The following is a 17,543-nucleotide window of genomic DNA, read 5'->3' as shown; positions in this document are numbered from 1 at the left end:
ATCCCGCTGACCATCAAGTACTTCCTGCCCATCTACAGCCGTCTGGAAATCGACACGGCCTACCATTATCTGCAGAAGCGCTTTGAAAGCAAAAACCTCCGCATCCTGGGGGCTGCCATGTTCATCATCTACCAGCTGGGCCGCATGTCCATCATCATGTACCTGCCGTCCATCGCCCTGGCAGAACTGACCGGCATCGATGTCAATATCCTGATCGTCGTCATGGGCGTCATCGCCATCATTTATTCCTATTCCGGCGGACTGAAAGCCGTCCTCTACACCGACTTCATCCAGGGCATGGTCCTCATCTTTGGCATCGCCCTGACGCTGGTCGTCATGATCGGCGACATCCACGGCGGATTCGGCACCATCATGGATACGCTGACGACAGGCCACAAATTCATGTTCCAGAATGAAGTATGGATGAGCCCGGATATCATTTCGACCAGTGTCTTCATCGTCTTCATCGGCGGCGGCCTGGCCACCTTTGCCTCGTACGTCTCCAGTCAGGATATCGTACAGCGGTTCACGACGACGACGGATATCAAGCAGCTGAACAAAATGACTCTCGGCAACGGCGTCCTGTCCATTTTCGCCGCCACTGTATTTTACCTCGTCGGCACCAGCCTCTACGTTTTCTATCAGCAGAACCCGGACCTGCTCATGACCAGCCGTCAGGATCTGGTATTTGCCAGCTATATTACGTATGAACTGCCGGCAGGCGTTACGGGCATCCTCCTGGCCGCTATTTACGCCGCTTCCCAGTCCACTTTGTCTACGGGCATCAATTCCGTCGCTACCAGCTGGGTCCTCGACATCCAGTCCGTCCTCAACCCGGATCTGGACAGCCGGAAGCAGACGCGCATCGCCAAGCTCGTCTCCCTGGGCATCGGCATCCTGTCCATCATCGTCGCCATGGTCATGGCCGTCAGCGATATCCACTCGGCCTACGAATGGTTCAACAGCTTCATCGGCCTGGCCCTGGGCTCACTGGCCGGCATGTTCGTCCTGGGAGCCTTCAGCAAACACGCCAACACCAAAGGCGCGTTCGTCGGCTTTATCTGTTCCACTGCCGTCGTCATGTATCTGAAATACTTCGTCCCTTCCGTCTCGTTCTGGTCCTATACGGCTATCACCATCATCCTTTCTCTGGTAGTCGGTACCATCGTCAGCCGTCTGACGGGCAAAGACTATACGGCACCGGAAGGAACGACAGCCGATTAATCGTAAAGGAGCCACTCGTATGATATATGGAAATATCCACCAAAAAGAAACGTATGCCTTTTTACCGGTACCGGTACAGCGCTGTCTGGACCTGGCCCGCAGCAGCGGATTTGCTTCTCTGACGCCGGGCAGCCATCCCATCGACGGCGATTCCCTGTTCGTCAATGTCGCAGCCTATACGACGGGACCGGAAGAAACGCGCAGCTGGGAAGCCCACAAAGACTACCTCGATATCCACGTCCTCAGCGAAGGGGAAGAATACATCGACCTCGGCTTCATCGAATCCATGACCTGCGGTGCCTATCACAAAGACAGCGACTATCAGGAAGTGACCGGTACGGCCCGGGCCCGCGTTCTCATGCGTCCCGGCGATTTTCTCATCTGTTATCGCGAAGATGCCCATAAACCCGGCATTGCTGCCGGTGAACCGGCTCCGCTCAAAAAGGGAATTTTTAAAGTCCGTATCTGATTTGACATCTCCAAGGAGGTATCGTATGATGAAAAAAAGTGTAATTGCTGCAACCGTACTGGCCCTGACCCTCTCGACATCCCTGTCTTTTGCCGCACCAGAACAGACCGGCTCCCCGCAGATCCGCTGGCAGTCGGCCGGTACGTTGTCCCCGGCAGTGGGCCAGACAGAAAATATCGGCGTTGCCGGCATGATAGCCGGTACCAGCCATGGCTATATCATCGCCGGTGGCGGTGCCAATTTCCCCAACGGCGGGCCCGCAGTGGGTGGTGCCAAAGTGACCTATCCTGATATCTACGCCATGAAGGCGACGGACAAAGGCCTCATCGAAACAGACCATCAGGTCCTGCCCTTCCCGGCAGCCTATGGCGCGTCGGTCACAGCCGCTGACGGCGTCTATTACATCGGCGGCAGCCCCGATACGACTGCTGCCAAAGCCATTACACGCCTTACCTGCGACGATCAGGGAAAACTGCACTACCAGACAGCCGGCACCCTGCCCTTCACCTTCCAGAACGGCATTGCCGCCCGGAATGGCCAGACCCTCTTCCTGGGACTGGGAAAACAAGACGGCAGCCTGAGCCGCAATTTCTACGCCTATGACCTTAAAACGGGAGCACTGGAACGGCTGGCCGATTTCCCCGGAAAGGCCCGTGAACAGAGCGTTGCCCAGCTGCTGGGCCAGACGCTGTGCGTCTTCAGCGGTGGCAGCGATACGGCCTATACGGACGGATACGGCTATGACCTGAAGACCCACACCTGGCACAAACTCGCCGATGCCGCCATAGACGGCCAGGGAATCTCCCTCCTGGGAGCCCGGGCCGTACGCCTGAATGAAGACGAAATGCTGGTCATCGGCGGCTTCAATAAAGCCATCTATGACGATGCCGTCGCCCATCTGTCCCATCTTACGGGCGCAGAACTCACTGCCTATAAAACGGCTTACTTTGGCAGGGAAAGCACCGATTTCAACTGGAACCGCCACATCCTCGTCTACAACGTCCGCAGCGACAGCTGGCGCTCTGCCGGAGAGATTCCCTTTGCGGCTCCCTGCGGTGAAGGGCTGGTGCTCCTGAAAGATAAAATCATTTCCCTCAATGGGGAAATCAAACCCGGTGTACGCAGCAACCGCATCTATGAAGGATTCATCATGAAAGAATAGGAGAAACCCATGTATATATGCATTGACATTGGCGGCACGGCCATCAAATACGGACTGGCTTCAGCCGACGGCCAGCTGATAGAAACGAAGAGCACGCCCACCCACGCCCATGAAGGCGGCGGACCGGGCATCGTCCGCACGGTCCGCCGGCTGATCCGCCAGTACAAGGAAAGAGGACCACTGTCGGGCATCGCCCTTTCTACAGCCGGCATGGTCGATCCCCAGAAAGGACGGATTTTCTATGCCCTGGCCGATTCCATCCCCGATTATACAGGAACGGAATGGAAAGAAATGCTGGAAGAGGAATTCCATATTCCCTGTGCCGTAGAAAACGATGTCAACTGTGCCGCCCTGGGCGAACTCTGGCTCGGTGCCGGAAAGGGCTGTGCGTCGGCCTTTATGATGACCATCGGCACCAGTATCGGCGGCTGTGCCATCTATGACGGCCATATTCTCCACGGCGCCGGCTGCAGTGCCGGAGAAATCGCCTATATGCGTGTGCCCGGCGGCCGGCTCCACGACCTGGCATCAGCCACCCGTTTGATCCGCGATGTCGCCACGGCCAAAGGCGTCAGACCGGACGAACTGGATGGCCGGGCCGTATTTGCCATGGCCGCCGACGGCGACACCGATGCCATCGGTGCCATTGACGCCTTATCCCGTGACATAGCCGTCGCCATCGGCAATGTCATTACCGTACTGCAGCCCCAGGTCGTCATCCTGGGCGGCGGCATCATGGCCCAGGAAGGCGTATTCCGCCCGCTCCTGGAACAGTACGTATCACAACAGCTGCCACCCGCCATGTACGGACCGACCCGCATCGCCTTTGCCCGCCTGGGCAATACGGCCGGCATGCTGGGAGCGCTCTATCATCTCCGTCAGACCCTTTCGCAGGAGTAACGCCTATGAATATCTTGGAACAGCTGGACCATCCCGGCTTCAAACCCTCAAAATCCGACCGTACCCTCATGGAATACATCCGCCTCCACGGCGACCTGTTCTGCACGACGCCCATCGCCAGTCTGGCCAAAAAGAGCGGCATCAGCGAATCGACCATCACCCGCTTCGTGCGCAAGATGGGCTTTCAGAGCCTGCAGCATTTCAAGCTCAGCCTGGCAGAAGAATTGTCCCGGCGCAGCCAGCAGAAAACCATCATCAGCCACAATATCGCCGCCGACGAATCCATCATGACGACGGCCAAAAAGCTCATGTCCATTGGCATGGATACGCTCCGCCAGACCGTAGAGACCCTCGATGAAGAGGTCATCGCCCAGACGGTCCGCCTGCTGACGGGCGGACACCGCGTGTATTTCATCGGCCTGGGAAATTCCGGATTCGTTGCCGACGATTCGGCGTACAAATTCCAGCGCATCGGCATCGAGGCTCTGGGCCTGGACAACAGCCATCTCATCATGCTGCACATGGCCCTCATCCAGCCGGGCGACGTCGTCATCGCCATCAGCCATTCCGGCGCCTCAAAGGAAATCGTCCAGGCAGCCCGCCTGGCCAAGCAGAACGGCGCCCGCCTGATTGCCATCACGGCCAATAGCGGTTCCGAGCTCCGGGACTGCGCCGATTTGTGCATTTCTTACCGCACGCGGGAAACGATGCTGGAAACGGGCTCTATCGTCACCAAGCTGACCCAGGTATTTATCATCGATTTAATCTATACACAGGTCGTCAAAGAACGGCCCGAAACATCCGTGAAGAATAAGCAGCGGACAGCGGACGCCGTCAATCTGCTGCGTCTCGGACACTAAGCATACTCTAAAAGGAGGCACGTATGATGCGTGTTATCGTTACTAATTCTTATGATGAAATGAGTACAGAAGCCGCCAAAATCGTGGCCGGCCAGATATACCTCAAGCCGGACAGCGTCCTCGGCCTGGCCACGGGCAGCACGCCCCTGTCGATGTATAAAAAACTGATTGCCGTCCATGAAATGATCGGCCTCGACTTTTCCCAGGTCACGACATTCAACCTGGATGAATACATCGGCATGGCGCCGGACAATCCCCAGAGCTATCATTACTTCATGCATCATAATTTCTTCGATTTCATCAACATAAAGCCGGAAAACATTTACATTCCCGACGGTATGGCAAAAGATATCGTAGCCGAAGGCAAGCGCTACGATGCCCTCATCGAAGCGAAAGGCGGCATCGACCTGCAGATTCTCGGCATCGGTCAGAATGCCCACATCGGCTTCAACGAACCGGACATCAAATTCGAAGCGACGACCCACAAAGTCCGCCTCGATGAAGAAACCATCCAGGCCAATTCCCGCTTCTTCCAGACGGAAGAAGAAGTTCCCCGCTACGCCATCAGCATGGGCATCAAAACCATCATGCTGGCCAAAAAAGTCGTACTCCTGGCCAATGGCCGCAATAAAGCCGAAGCCATCTACAATACGGTCTGCGGCAGCATCAGCCCCAGTGCCCCGGCCAGCATTCTCCAGCTGCACCGCGACGCAACGGTCATTGTGGACAAAGAAGCGGCATCGCTCCTGCCGGACCGGGTTTGTGATAAAATTTGTGGATAAATCCTTTTGCTATTCTCTTCTGGCGAGGTATTCCCCTGCATGTGTACACATGTCTTTAAGGGAATGCCCCGCTTTTTCTATATGGTGTTATCCACAAATCCACAGAGGTTGTACACAGAAATCAGGAGAGATTGTAAAATATGTAAAATCCGCATAGTTATCGCATTTATCGCGATTTTTTTCCTTATCTTGAACACATGTTCCCCATGAGTTATCCACAATCTGGCTAAAAAAAGGAAAAATATATCCACCGCCGTCAGGGCCTGTAAACAGGCATTCTCCGGCTATATCCACAGGATAACAGAAGTTATGCACAATACGTGTGTATACTTTGTGGATAACTTTTATTTGCCTATGCACACAAAAAGACCGTACCTCTGTGGGGATATCCACCGGAAGGTACGGTCTCTTCAGATGAGTCTGATGTCGTTTTCCATTACAGTTCTTCGACGGGGCGGCTCCAGTCGATATGCACGCCCAGAGCCAGCCATATATAGCCCAGGGCCAGCTTCAGCGTATCCAGACTGTCCGTCGCCGCCGCTGTAATCGTTTCGTACTGGGACAGGGTGACATAGCGGTGCCACGAACGGACCGTCGTCAGGAACGAATAGGTTTCCTTTTCCTTTTCTGCATCATTCAGATGAACTGTAAGCTTTTTTGTTTCCGCATCATACTGGATATAACCGTTATTGTTATCACCCGTATGAACTGCTACTGTAAATACTGCCATACGTAAATCTCCTTATCTGTATCTATTTATCGTGGGACATTTCCCAAAGAAATCCTTTCATGAGCGCCTTGCGGCCAAAGCGCTGCTGCAGTTTGTCGATGGCTTCCGTGACTTTGGCCTGCGTCTCTTCGTCGTCAGAAAATAAATCACTCTGCACCTGATAGGGCTGGAGCTGGCTGACCGACAGTCCCAGGAGCCGTATGGGGCCGTTTTTTCCCTTTTTATGATAGAGCCGTTTGGCGGCGAAATATAACTGCTCCTCCGAACAGGTCCCGATTGTCTCCAGCGTCAGGGACCGGGTCACCGTCTCAAAGGAAGAAAACCGCACTTTAATCGTAATCGTACGGCCCATGAGGTGATTCTGACGCAGCCGCCAGGCCACTTCATTGGCCAGGAGACGGAACTGTTCGTCAATGTCTTCTTCCCTCGTCAGGTCGTGCTCATACGTATGCTCGTTGCCGACCGACTGGGGGCGGCGGCTCACTTCCAGCTGACGGTTGTCCCTGCCACAGGCCAGTTCATACAAGCGGTATGCCTGCCGCCCGGCAATGGGGACCAGGGCATCGGGCCCGGCCTGTATGATATCGCCGATGGTATGGAACCCGGCTTTTTCCAGCTGGCCTGCCGTCACCCGGCCGACGCCCCAGAGGCGTGAAACGGGAAGGGGTGACAGGATTTCCTGCTCCTTGCCGTAGGGAATCCACATCAGGCCGTCGGGCTTTTTCAGATCCGACGCCAGCTTGGCCAGGAATTTATTGGGCGCGATGCCGGCCGACGCCACAAGGCCGGTGATGCGCAGGATATCGTCCTTGACGGCCCGGCCGATATCGACGATGTCCGGGTACTGGAGATTCATGCCAGAAACATCCAGGAAGGCTTCGTCCAGCGCCAGCGGTTCGATAAAGGGCGAATAGTGCGATAAAATGAGGCGGATCTGATGGGAGATGCGCCGGTAATGGGCCATGCGCACGGGAAGGAATATGCCGGACGGACAAAGGCGCCGGGCCTGGCGGGTGCTCATGGCCGAATGGACGCCGAACCGCCGGGCCTCATAGGACGCCGTCGCCACGACACCCCGTTCGCCCAGCCCCCCGACGATGACGGGATGGCCGCGCAGAGCCGGATTATCCCGCTGTTCGACAGAAGCATAAAAAGCATCCATATCTACGTGCATGATCCAGCGCCTTGCCAATGTCATTCCCTCCCTTGTACTGGTATTATTATACAACGAGTCCACTTCAGAAATATAGGGGAAAAGTGAAAAATTTCCCTATTTCTCCAGACGATTTTTCTTCCCTGTACCTGGCCGGAAGAGATGGGCCAGGTCGGCTCCCTCGTGGCGGAGGAGCCAGATTTTCTTATCGATGCCGCCGGCATAGCCCGTCAGGCTGCCGCTCTTTCCAACGACACGGTGGCAGGGTATGATCAGGGAAATAGGGTTATGCCCGACGGCTCCCCCTACGGCATGGGGATTTTCTGTTTTCCCTGTCTGCTGCCCCAGCTTTTCCGCCAGGGCCCCATAGGTCGTCGTCTGCCCGTACGGCACCTGGCACAGCAGATGCCATACGCGCTGGCGGAACACGCTTCCCCGCGGCTTCAGCGGCAGTTCCGACGGAACCGGCCGTTTTCCGGCAAAGTACCGGTCCAGCCAGTCTCTGGCCTCAGTAAAAACAGGCGGGTCATCGTTCCGGCAGGCTTCCCCGGAAAGGGTGGCCCTGTCATACTTCTGCCCGCAGATCCACAGTCCGATGAGATGAGTCCCGTCACTGGCCAAAAGGACCGGTCCCAGGGGAGAATCGTATTGCGTCGTATAATCCATGCAGGTAAGCCTCCTCTCTGATATATAGTTATTATACCATATCGCCTCCCGGCATAGACAAAACCGGGGCGGCTGCAGAAGGATTTTCCCATCTCTTCCGCTGCCACCCCGGTTCTCCGGCTGTGCCGTTATTTCGATTTATGCGGTTTGCTGCTGGCCTGTGCCGCAGCCTGCACGCCCGGACGGTCTACAGTCATAAAACCATATACGGCCGTACAGGCCAGGCAGACAAACAGCAATGCTACGATTGTATTGCGTATGCCCATGATACTCCTTTCCTATCATTCATATAATCCCGACGGTGTTTCCGCGAGGTTGATATAGATGTTTTTGGTCTGCATATAGTGCCGCATGGTCGTCTTGTCCGTTTCGCGGCCGATACCGGAAAGCTTGTAACCGCCAAAAGGCGTACCTGCCGGCAATGCATTATACGTATTGATCCACATACGGCCCGTTTCTACCGCTTTGGCAACCCGCAGGGCCCGGTTGATATCGCGGGTCCAGACGGCGCCGCCCAGGCCGTATACGCTGTCATTGGCCATAGCGACGACTTCCGCTTCATCCGTGAAGGGGATGATGCAGACGACGGGCCCGAAGATTTCTTCCTGGGCAATGCGCATGTCGTTTCTGACATCGGCAAAGATGGTCGGTTCGACGAAACTGCCCTTTTCCAGTCCCGGAGCCGACGCTTTCTTACCGCCGCAGACGAGGCGCGCTCCTTCCTGCTTCCCGATTTCAATATATTCGAGGATTTTCTTTACCTGCCGTTCGTCGATCTGCGATCCCATCTGGGTCGTTTCTTCCCAGGGCAGGCCAACGCGGATGCGGCGGAAGCGGTCAGCCAGTTCGGAGACGAACTTATCGTAAATGCCTTTTTGGACGAAAATACGCGATCCGGCGCAGCATACCTGTCCCTGATTGAAGAGGATGCCCAGCTGGGCTCCATCCATAGCCATATCCCAGTCGCAGTCGTCAAAGAAAATATTGGCCGATTTGCCGCCCAGTTCCAGCGTGGCAGGAATCAGTTTCTTCATAGCCGCATCATAAACATCGCGGCCGATTTCCGTCGATCCCGTAAAGGCCAATTTCTGGATGTCGGGATGATCGAGGATGTACTGACCGGCCCGGGAACCCTTGCCAGTAATGACGTTGACCACGCCCGGTGGCAGGACATCGCCAATGAGATGCATCAGTTCGAGGACGCTCAGGGACGTCGAGCTCGACGGCTTGAGGACGATGGTACAGCCTGCTGCCAGGGCCGGTGCCAGTTTCCACGCCGCCATGAGGAAGGGGAAATTCCAGGGGATGATCTGGCCGACGACACCAATTGGTTCATGGACGACGAGACTCAGCGTATGGTCATCGATGACCGCTGCCCGGCCGTCTTCACTGCGGACGACGCCGGCGAAATAACGGAAATGATCGACCGCCAGAGGAATATCGATGTTCTTCGTTTCCCTGATGGGCTTGCCGTTATCCAGCGTTTCTACCATAGCCAGCATATCGGCATTTTTTTCGATGATATCGGCAATGGCAAGGAGCAGGTCCTGCCGCTTCTGGGGCGACACGGTTTTCCAGGCGGGGAATGCTTTATGAGCCGCTGCTACGGCCGCGTTGACATCGTCTTTCGTCGCTTCGGCACACTCGGCCAGCTTCGTCCCGTCGGCAGGGTTGTACGCTGCAAATCGGGCGCCATCACTGGCAGGGACCCATTTGCCATCAATATATAAATCATAAGAGGAGTGCGGTAGGGTATACATAAAAAACACTTCCTTTCTGAACAGAATTTATCCTGTTAAACGTTTGTGATAATTATTTTAATTGGAAAATCATTATTTGTTACATATAAAGAATAACATATATATAAAAATAAGTCAATGGATTTATGTATTTAAATCACACCGACTTATTTTTTAAATAGTTTAGAATATTCAGTTTTTATGTTTCCATGTATACCACGTATAACCTGCCAAGAGTGCCATGATCAGTACGCCGCCAACGGCCAGGCGCAAATCGTGCCAGTCAAACCGGATGAGTCCATAGCCCATCCAGACCTCGATGCAGATGGCCAGGAATTTTCCGGCTATGGTCGCTATACCGTGCTCCGTAAAGCCGATGCGGCTCAGGGCACACAGGGCCGTAATGGCAAAATTGGGCGAATAGGGAATGGCCCGCAGGAAGAAGGCCGTCCGGGCGGTAATGTGCCGGTTGAGGCGGGCGACGAAGCGGCTGCGCGCCACGAGGCGGCGGGCCGTGCGGCGGAAGACGTAGCGCATGATGACAAAAGCCAGCACATTGCCTGCCACCTGTCCAATCCAGGAAATGACAATTCCCGGCAGTATGCCGAAGAGGATGCCATTGACGGTCACAAACTGCACAGACGGCAGGCCGGTCATATTGGTCAGGATGATGAGCAGGATCATGAGCAGGACGGCGGCACTGCCAAAGGAGGCAATATAGGCCGACAAGCCCTGTATATCCCGACTGACCGTAAGCTGCCACAGCGTGCTGTAAAATGCCGGGATCATCACATAAATCCCGAGAAAAATCCCGGCGATGACGACCGCCATGAGCGGCTTGATTACTTTTTCTGCCTGTACCTGGTTCATGCTATCTTCTCATTTCTTTTTTATGATATACGACCTGCAGCGGCTCCGGCCGGTTGACCTGGAAAACACCGGCCATTACCAGCAATCAGCAGAATCAATCCGGCAAAAAAGAAGCGGATTCCTGCAAAGACTACTTTACTGCCCAGGTCATTCCCGATTCCGATATAGCCGTACCCAGCCTTAATCAGGGGATAAGCCAGGGGCCAGCCGATAGCACACAGCAATGCCAGCCAGGGACACCATGCATGGCTGCGGAATAAAGAATACTTTGTGTCTTTCACTATGATGCCACCTTTCCCATCCATTATACCAGATAAAAGCAATCTTCGCCCCTGAAACGTATATCTTGACATTATCAGAGAAGAGCCGTTCAAGGTTATAGCCGGTTCGTCGTGCTTCATGGACGCAGGAAAAAGATGTCCGCCAGGCACAGGATGATGCCGATGATCTGCCGGGGCAGCAGGATGTCTTTATACAGCAGGACACCTATGCCTGCCAAGAGGAGCGCCACGCTGACATTAGCCAGGAGAGAAGCTATACTGATTTTCCAGCCAGCCCGGTATAGCAGGATATAGCCAAATTCGACGGCTACCAGCGTCAGTCCCCAGGCAGCACTCGCCCAGTTTATAGTCTGCAGATCCTGCCGCAGCGAAGGTCCTGTCACCACGTACGCAGCGGCACACAGGAGAAAACTGACCAGGTAGGTCATACTGAGGGCCAGAAAAGGCGGAGCCGTCACCGGCGTTGCCTTGGCTATCATGTGATAGCCTATATTGCCCACGACGACAATAAGAAGGGGAATCCAGTACATCAGACTCATTCTATCAGCTCCTTTTCCATATGGATGTGAGGACAATATTCATCCAGATATTCGTCACCCGATGCGGTAAATCCCAATTTTTCATAAAACGGACGTACCCGTACCTGTGCCGACAGGGCCAGCCGTTTCACCTGGCGGCCGCGCAGCCATGCTTCCGCTTCCCGTACGAGCCGCTCCCCGTACTGCCTGCCCCGGCAGGACTTCCGCACGGCCAGCCGGCCCAGTATATACACATCGGGATCATCGGATGAAAAGAGGCGGCAGCAGCCAGCGGCCTGCTCATTTTCATATAATACCAGATGCCAGGCTATGGAATCGGTATCATCAAATTCATGACAAAATCCCTGTTCTTCTACAAATACCTCCTGCCGGATAACCCGGGCGTCCTGTGAAAGTCCCTGCTGCATACGTATGTAAATCATGATACTCCCTCCTAAAAAAACAGAGGTGTCCAGGAATTGTATTATAGCATGCAACCCATGCCGTACCTACGACAACTCCCAGACACCTCATTTCTTCTGTCCGGTGACAGAAGCGGTGTTCATATGAAATTCGCTTTATTCTAACATATCCTGTCATCTTCGTCAATACAAATACGAATCGTATAACCAGACAAACAGGACCAGTACCAGCAGATAGGCCTTTCTGATGGACGCAGACCGTTCCGATACTTCTTGTAACGCTATATGATTCTCTCTTTTTGAGTTTAGTTAGTTGTTTTAGTTTGGTCAGTCATTTGGTTAGTTGTTTTAGTTTAGTCAGCAGAATGGATAAAAGCGGATGCATGTCCCCTGACTGGTGACATGACGGAATAGTATCAGTTGAATCTCACGACCCAGTATCCTTTCCGGTGCGTCCCCATACGTTGAAGACAGCCTTTTTCCTGGAGCTTTTTCATATAATACTTTATCGTACTAAGAGACAGTGATGTCGCTTCAGCAATTTCATGTTGCGTGCCATCCGGTTTCTTTTGAAGATATGACAAAATAACTCTTTCCTTTTCATTTAGTTTTACAGGCATATTCGTTCCCGTTTGGTCAGTTTTCGGGGTTTGGTCAGTTTTTTTAGTTTGGTCACTTGTTTGGTCAGTTATCCGGTACAAGTTAACGCGCAAATCGCCATCAAAATCAATGATTTCCGGTTCCTGCAAACCATAATCCCGGCAATCCCGGAAAATACGTGGAAAACCACTACCCCATTTTTCAATTAAATTCATATAAGCAAACGCATTTGCTAAAGCCCGGTTGCGAATCTTTGAAAACCCTTCTTTCATTTTTTCATGTGTTACGCCGCGCATCAGACTACCTGGAGAAGTAACTTCTAATCGATCTGAAAAAAGGGCTATCTGAACGGATTCCGGCTCCAAATAACTACGATGAACAAGTGCATTGGCAATCAATTCCCGGATGCTGTCCGGAGGTAATTCATAAATATCCTGACGATAGACCCCCTGAAATCTGGCTCCCATATTAATCTTTTCAAGTACATACTGATATGCTTTTTCCACTTGTTCCTGAATCGGTGCATCAATTTCCCGCTTATCGACAAAAACAGCTCTATCGTCTGTCTTAAACACGGCACATTGAACCACCGGAGGATATCCGGCCTGATGTGTCAACATCGCATAGGCATAGGTCGGTATAAGCTGGTCTTTGTTTTCAATCAAAATGCCCCACGAAATGAGTTGATTAATCGTTAACTCCTTGATTCCTTGACGCTGGATATCGGATAATGCGTTTTTTTTAGCCGTTTCACTCATAGAATGGCATAATGCCGTTACATCATATTTCGTGACTTTGAGATTAGGAATAGGCTGTTGATCAAAAAACTTATTTTCTCCTTCCAAAAGTAACTCCTGTAGAATCGCCCGGTCCGCCAGACGCGTTGTTCCAGCCGTCCGGATATAAGTTCCCTTTACCGGTCCTTTCTTTTTAAGATAATACGGCCTCTGCATTCCAGGGGCAATTTCTAAAATGATAAGCGATTTTCCTTCTATTTCCCGAACAAAAAGATCTGGAATAATCATCGGTTCGCAGCTGTCCGTAACGGCATTGGTAATGGCATCCATCATTTGAAAGAGATCAGCCTGAGGAATCCCAACAACCCGCATCGTTCCATCTTCAACCCCAAATACGATCCGTCCACCATCACCATTGGCAAAGGCAACAACAGACTTCATATATTTCTGACTGTCTTCAGGAACCCTTTCCTTATATTCTACATTCTTAGATTCTCCATGAAGTGATAAATCTTTTTCCATTCCTACTGCCGCCTCCCTTTACGCTCATTGTATCAGATTATGATTTTTTCGACAACAAAGCGGTCCCCCTGTATTGCAGGGAAGGGGGCACAGGCCGTAAAACAAACCGGTTCGCTGGACAATGGGGATTTCCGTCCCTGTAATAAGCGTTGTCGCCTATTGACGCCGTCCTGGTTATAGCCCCATCTGATGACAGAACCAGACAAACAGGACCAGTACCAGCAGATAGGCCAGGTTGAGCAGGGTAAACAATTTCAGATACCATCCCTGCCACCGGGGACAGGCCCGGACGAACATGCCATAGGAAATGAGGCTGGCCATGGATGCCACCAGCGTTCCCAGACCGCCTATATCGGTCCCCAGCAGGAGTGCCCCTGCATTGCCGGTAAAGCCCGACAGAAGGACGGCAGCCGGTACATTGCTGATGATCTGACTGGCGGTAAGAGCGATGAGAAACTCGTGACCGGCCAGATATCCCGTCAGTATCTCCCGGAAAGCCGTCAGCTGGCTCATGTTGCCGATGAGGACGAAAAAAGCCACAAAGGTGCCCAAAAGCCGGTAATCAACGTAGCGGAAATACTGCGGCCGGGTCAGGAAGGTGACAACGGCGACCATGACCAGGGTAAGGCGGTAATCAAGGACGTGGGCCACCGTGAGCAGGGAAAGGAAGAACATCCCTCCCAGAAGCCAGAGCTGCCGTGGCGGCGCCAGTACAGGCATATTCCGGGTGCGCCGGGCAGCCAGCCGCACCGACACGGGAATGGGCGTTCCCGGCAGCAGAAAGACCGACAGGGCCAGCAGCACGAAAGATACGAGTGTATACGGCAGGAGAAGCTCCAGAAAGGTTACCAGATCCATGCCGTAATAGAAATAGAGATAGAGATTCTGCGGATTTCCCACAGGCGTACACATACTGCCCAGATTGGCCGCCAGCGTCTGCAGGACGATGACCAGGGCCATCTGCTTCTCTCTGGAAATCCGGGGCAGGGCCATCAGGGAAAACGGCACAAAGGTCAGGAGGGACACGTCATTGGTCACCCACATGCTGACAAAGAAACAGGCAAAAATGAGGACGGCAGCCAGCTGGCGCATCGTCTCCAGCCGGAGGAGAAGGCGCGCCAGTACCGCTGCAAAGACGCCGCTCTCCCGCAGGCCGCCGATGACGATCATGAGACAGAACAAAACAGCAAGTACGGGCATATTGATATACCCGGCATAGGCTGCCGTCGGCGGCACGGCAATCATCGATACCAGCGCCGCTGTCCATGCCAGAAACAGAACCATATTCTCTCGTATCATCTGTCCGATAGACCTCATTTTCCACTTCTCCCCTGTCCCGTTTTCCTATCCATATACACAGGAATAATCTTTAAATTATACTACAAAACGGAGATTCATGAAACAGGTTGCAGGAAGGGAAAGATAGTTTGATGTTTGAAGTTTGATGAAGGGATAGCAGTCAGCAGCTGGTGGCGTTGGATTCCTGTCTTTGCTGCTCCCCATGAAAAAAGCTCTGCAAACCGCATGTTCATGCGATTTGCAGAGCTTGTAATTTCACAGAGGAAATTATTTGAGTTCGACGGAAGCGCCAGCTTCTTCGAGTTTAGCTTTGAGAGCTTCAGCGTCAGCTTTGGCAACGCCTTCTTTAACAGCTTTCGGAGCGCCGTCAACGAGAGCTTTAGCGTCTTTCAGGCCGAGGCCGGTTACTTCGCGGACAACTTTGATTACGCCGATTTTCTTTTCACCAGCAGAGGTGAGGATTACGTCGAATTCGGATTTTTCTTCAGCAGGAGCAGCGCCAGCAGCAGGAGCAGCAGCAACAGCAACCGGAGCAGCAGCGGATACGCCGAATTTATCTTCCATAGCTTTTACGAGTTCGGAAAGTTCGAGAACGGTCATGCCTTCAATGGCTTCCATGATTTCTTCTTTAGTCATTTTAAAATACCTCCATAGTATCAGTTTTTAGATTCGTTTGTAATATGTAAGCTAATTAAGCAGATTCCTGTTCTGCTTTTTTAGCACGTACAGCATCAAGCACATAAACCATATTGCGGATGTTGCCCTGGAGTACGTTGACCAGGCCAGAGATAGGGGCCTGCATGCTGCCAACCAATTTGGCGAGGAGTTCTTCGCGGCTCGGCAGGCTTGCCAGAGCTTCGACAGCAGCTGCATCAATAACCTGACCATCGGCGATGCCGGCTTTGACCGTCAGCGCTTCTGTCTTTGTTTCTTTGATGAAGTCTTTCAGGATTTAGCCGGTGCTACTGTATCTTCCGTAGAATAAGCAATAGCAGTCGGACCTTCGAGAACGGCATCCAGATCGTTGAAACCGAGTTCATCGGCAGCGATACGGGTCAGTGTGTTTTTGACAACTTTGTATTCGACGCCACCTTCACGGAACTTACGGCGGAGTTTCGTAGCATCAGCTACGCTGAGGCCGGAGAAACCAACGAAAACAGCACCCTGTGAGGACTGCAGTTTTTCTTTCATTTCTTCTACAACAGCGGCTTTTGCCGGAGAAACCTGATGTTTTGCATACATAGACATGAGTTCGATACACCTCCTTGAACTGGGATTTATATCGTCTTAGCAATAAAAACGGTCCCATGTACGACTGACATGAGACCGAACTAGTCAAATTGAAATACCTGCTAGTTTCATAGCCTCAGATGGCGGACCTTAGTCCATTATACATACCTTCAGTCTACAGCTAAGAGAGATATTATTTTTCTTCTTTGACAGCACCTTTGATGCTGTACTGGTTGATGTGGATGCCAGGGCCCATCGTGGAGCTTACGGTGATGGATTTGATATACTGGCCTTTTGCACCCGACGGTTTTACTTTGATGAGAGTATCAACGAGAGTCGTCAGGTTTTCCACTAATTTATCTGCATCGAAAGATTTCTTGCCGATAGGGGAATGAATATTGCCGGCTTTATCCGTGCGGTATTCGACCTTACCTGCTTTACTTTCGCTAACAGCTTTTGTTACGTCCATCGTAACCGTGCCGACTTTCGGGTTAGGCATGAGGCCTTTCGGGCCGAGGATTTTACCAAGACGGCCGACTTTACCCATCATGTTCGGTGTTGCGATAGCTACGTCAAAATCAAGCCAGCCACCTTTGATCTTTTCGATGAGATCATCAGCACCGACATAGTCAGCGCCGGCAGCCTGAGCTTCTTTTTCTTTGTCGCCCTGAGCAAATACGAGGACAGTCTTGGATTTGCCAATACCATGGGGCAGAACCAGAGCGCCACGAACCTGCTGATCGGCATATTTCGGATCTACGTTGAGGTTGACAGCCAGTTCGACCGTTTCGTCAAATTTGGCTGTATCCATCTTTTTCAAGATGTCGATTGCTTCCGTCACGTCATACTGTTTGTATTTATCAAACAGTTTGGCGGCTTCTGCATATTTCTTGCCTACTTTTGCCATCTAACTTTTTCCTCCTTTGTGGTTTAGCGGGGATTGACCCCTTCCACGGGACTGAACCGGCGATTAATCGACGATTTCAATACCCATGCTGCGGGCAGTGCCTTCAATCATTTTGATAGCAGCTTCAACGTCGTTGGCGTTGAGGTCCGGCATCGTAGTCGTCGCAATTTCGCGGACTTTGTCGCGACCCAGTTTAGCTACTTTTTTCTTGTTCGGTTCGCCCGAAGCTTTTTCCAAACCTGCGGCTTTCTTCAGGAGAACAGCTGCCGGCGGAGTTTTCGTAATGAACGTGAAGGAACGGTCTTCATATACAGTGATTTCGACAGGGATAATGAAGCCAGCCTGTTTAGCTGTACGTTCGTTGAATTCCTTGACGAATGCCATAATGTTGACACCAGCCTGGCCTAATGCAGGGCCAATCGGAGGCGCCGGAGTTGCTTTACCAGCTTCACACTGGAGTTTTACCATTCTT

At 52.6% G+C, this 17,543-nt stretch carries 20 protein-coding genes and 1 pseudogene; 6 read left to right on the top strand and 15 right to left on the bottom strand.

Translation table 11 applies throughout. The annotated features are described in order from the left end of the window. The 6 genes from DBO31_RS07505 to nagB all read left to right on the top strand — a co-directional run. On the top strand, positions 1 to 1,224 hold a 1,224-nt coding region (locus tag DBO31_RS07505), incomplete at its 5' end, for a sodium:solute symporter (RefSeq protein ID WP_150824838.1). A gap of 19 nt (positions 1,225 to 1,243) precedes the next feature. Then, positions 1,244 to 1,693: a YhcH/YjgK/YiaL family protein gene (locus DBO31_RS07500; RefSeq protein WP_059076498.1), complete on the top strand. Its 450-nt coding sequence runs from the start codon at positions 1,244 to 1,246 to the stop codon at positions 1,691 to 1,693. 25 nt (positions 1,694 to 1,718) lie between these two features. After that, positions 1,719 to 2,855 (top strand): cyclically-permuted mutarotase family protein, encoded by a 1,137-nt coding sequence (locus DBO31_RS07495; RefSeq protein WP_200817490.1) that lies wholly within the window; start codon positions 1,719 to 1,721, stop codon positions 2,853 to 2,855. A 9-nt stretch (positions 2,856 to 2,864) separates the two neighbouring features. After that, the gene (locus tag DBO31_RS07490) at positions 2,865 to 3,755 is read left to right on the top strand and encodes an ROK family protein (RefSeq protein WP_059076497.1); all 891 of its coding nucleotides are present in this window, start codon (positions 2,865 to 2,867) and stop codon (positions 3,753 to 3,755) included. A 5-nt stretch (positions 3,756 to 3,760) separates the two neighbouring features. Then, entirely contained in the window at positions 3,761 to 4,615 is an 855-nt protein-coding gene (locus DBO31_RS07485; protein WP_059076496.1) for a MurR/RpiR family transcriptional regulator, read from the top strand. 23 nt (positions 4,616 to 4,638) lie between these two features. Then, entirely contained in the window at positions 4,639 to 5,397 is a 759-nt protein-coding gene (gene nagB / locus DBO31_RS07480) for a glucosamine-6-phosphate deaminase (protein WP_200817489.1), read from the top strand. Positions 5,398 to 5,833: 436 nt separating this feature from the next. Here nagB and DBO31_RS07475 read toward each other — a convergent pair whose 3' ends face one another. From DBO31_RS07475 to rplK, 15 genes and pseudogenes are all read right to left on the bottom strand, one after another. Continuing rightward, positions 5,834 to 6,127, bottom strand: a complete 294-nt coding sequence (locus DBO31_RS07475; protein WP_113856415.1) for a hypothetical protein — start codon at positions 6,125 to 6,127, stop codon at positions 5,834 to 5,836. A 22-nt stretch (positions 6,128 to 6,149) separates the two neighbouring features. Then, entirely contained in the window at positions 6,150 to 7,319 is a 1,170-nt protein-coding gene (locus DBO31_RS07470) for a DNA polymerase IV (RefSeq protein ID WP_150824837.1), read from the bottom strand. Between the two features lie 78 nt (positions 7,320 to 7,397). Further along, positions 7,398 to 7,946, bottom strand: a complete 549-nt coding sequence (locus DBO31_RS07465) for a methylated-DNA--[protein]-cysteine S-methyltransferase (protein ID WP_150824836.1) — start codon at positions 7,944 to 7,946, stop codon at positions 7,398 to 7,400. Positions 7,947 to 8,074: 128 nt separating this feature from the next. Further along, positions 8,075 to 8,212, bottom strand: coding sequence for a hypothetical protein (locus tag DBO31_RS09330; RefSeq protein ID WP_154662686.1), 138 nt, complete (start codon positions 8,210 to 8,212; stop codon positions 8,075 to 8,077). Positions 8,213 to 8,227: 15 nt separating this feature from the next. Then, positions 8,228 to 9,706, bottom strand: coding sequence for an aldehyde dehydrogenase family protein (locus DBO31_RS07460; RefSeq protein WP_150824835.1), 1,479 nt, complete (start codon positions 9,704 to 9,706; stop codon positions 8,228 to 8,230). Positions 9,707 to 9,877: 171 nt separating this feature from the next. Beyond that, entirely contained in the window at positions 9,878 to 10,555 is a 678-nt protein-coding gene (locus tag DBO31_RS07455) for a TVP38/TMEM64 family protein (RefSeq protein ID WP_150824834.1), read from the bottom strand. Positions 10,556 to 10,575: 20 nt separating this feature from the next. Then, entirely contained in the window at positions 10,576 to 10,836 is a 261-nt protein-coding gene (locus DBO31_RS07450; protein ID WP_059076489.1) for a hypothetical protein, read from the bottom strand. Between the two features lie 116 nt (positions 10,837 to 10,952). Then, positions 10,953 to 11,375, bottom strand: a complete 423-nt coding sequence (locus DBO31_RS07445) for a hypothetical protein (protein ID WP_150824833.1) — start codon at positions 11,373 to 11,375, stop codon at positions 10,953 to 10,955. Continuing rightward, positions 11,372 to 11,797: a GNAT family N-acetyltransferase gene (locus tag DBO31_RS07440; RefSeq protein WP_059076487.1), complete on the bottom strand. Its 426-nt coding sequence runs from the start codon at positions 11,795 to 11,797 to the stop codon at positions 11,372 to 11,374. Before DBO31_RS07440 ends, DBO31_RS07445 begins: the two co-directional genes overlap by 4 nt. A 395-nt stretch (positions 11,798 to 12,192) precedes the next feature. Beyond that, entirely contained in the window at positions 12,193 to 13,635 is a 1,443-nt protein-coding gene (locus tag DBO31_RS07435) for an ATP-binding protein (RefSeq protein ID WP_150824832.1), read from the bottom strand. Positions 13,636 to 13,809: 174 nt separating this feature from the next. Continuing rightward, a complete protein-coding gene (locus tag DBO31_RS07430; protein WP_200817488.1) occupies positions 13,810 to 14,952 on the bottom strand; it encodes an SLC13 family permease in 1,143 nt (380 codons plus the stop codon). A gap of 249 nt (positions 14,953 to 15,201) precedes the next feature. Next, entirely contained in the window at positions 15,202 to 15,570 is a 369-nt protein-coding gene (gene rplL / locus DBO31_RS07425; protein WP_059076486.1) for a 50S ribosomal protein L7/L12, read from the bottom strand. A gap of 55 nt (positions 15,571 to 15,625) precedes the next feature. Next, a pseudogene (rplJ, locus tag DBO31_RS07420) lies at positions 15,626 to 16,182 on the bottom strand (50S ribosomal protein L10). A gap of 175 nt (positions 16,183 to 16,357) precedes the next feature. Next, positions 16,358 to 17,071, bottom strand: coding sequence for a 50S ribosomal protein L1 (gene rplA / locus DBO31_RS07415; RefSeq protein WP_059076484.1), 714 nt, complete (start codon positions 17,069 to 17,071; stop codon positions 16,358 to 16,360). A 63-nt stretch (positions 17,072 to 17,134) separates the two neighbouring features. After that, on the bottom strand, positions 17,135 to 17,543 hold a 409-nt coding region (rplK, locus tag DBO31_RS07410; protein WP_150824831.1), incomplete at its 5' end, for a 50S ribosomal protein L11.

This window comes from Megasphaera sp. DJF_B143 (assembly GCF_900320625.1).
GTDB classification, from domain to species: Bacteria; Bacillota; Negativicutes; order Veillonellales; family Megasphaeraceae; genus Megasphaera; species Megasphaera hexanoica.
The sequence above is the reverse complement of the archived record's forward strand: the minus strand, read 5'-3'. Positions and strand labels throughout refer to the sequence as shown.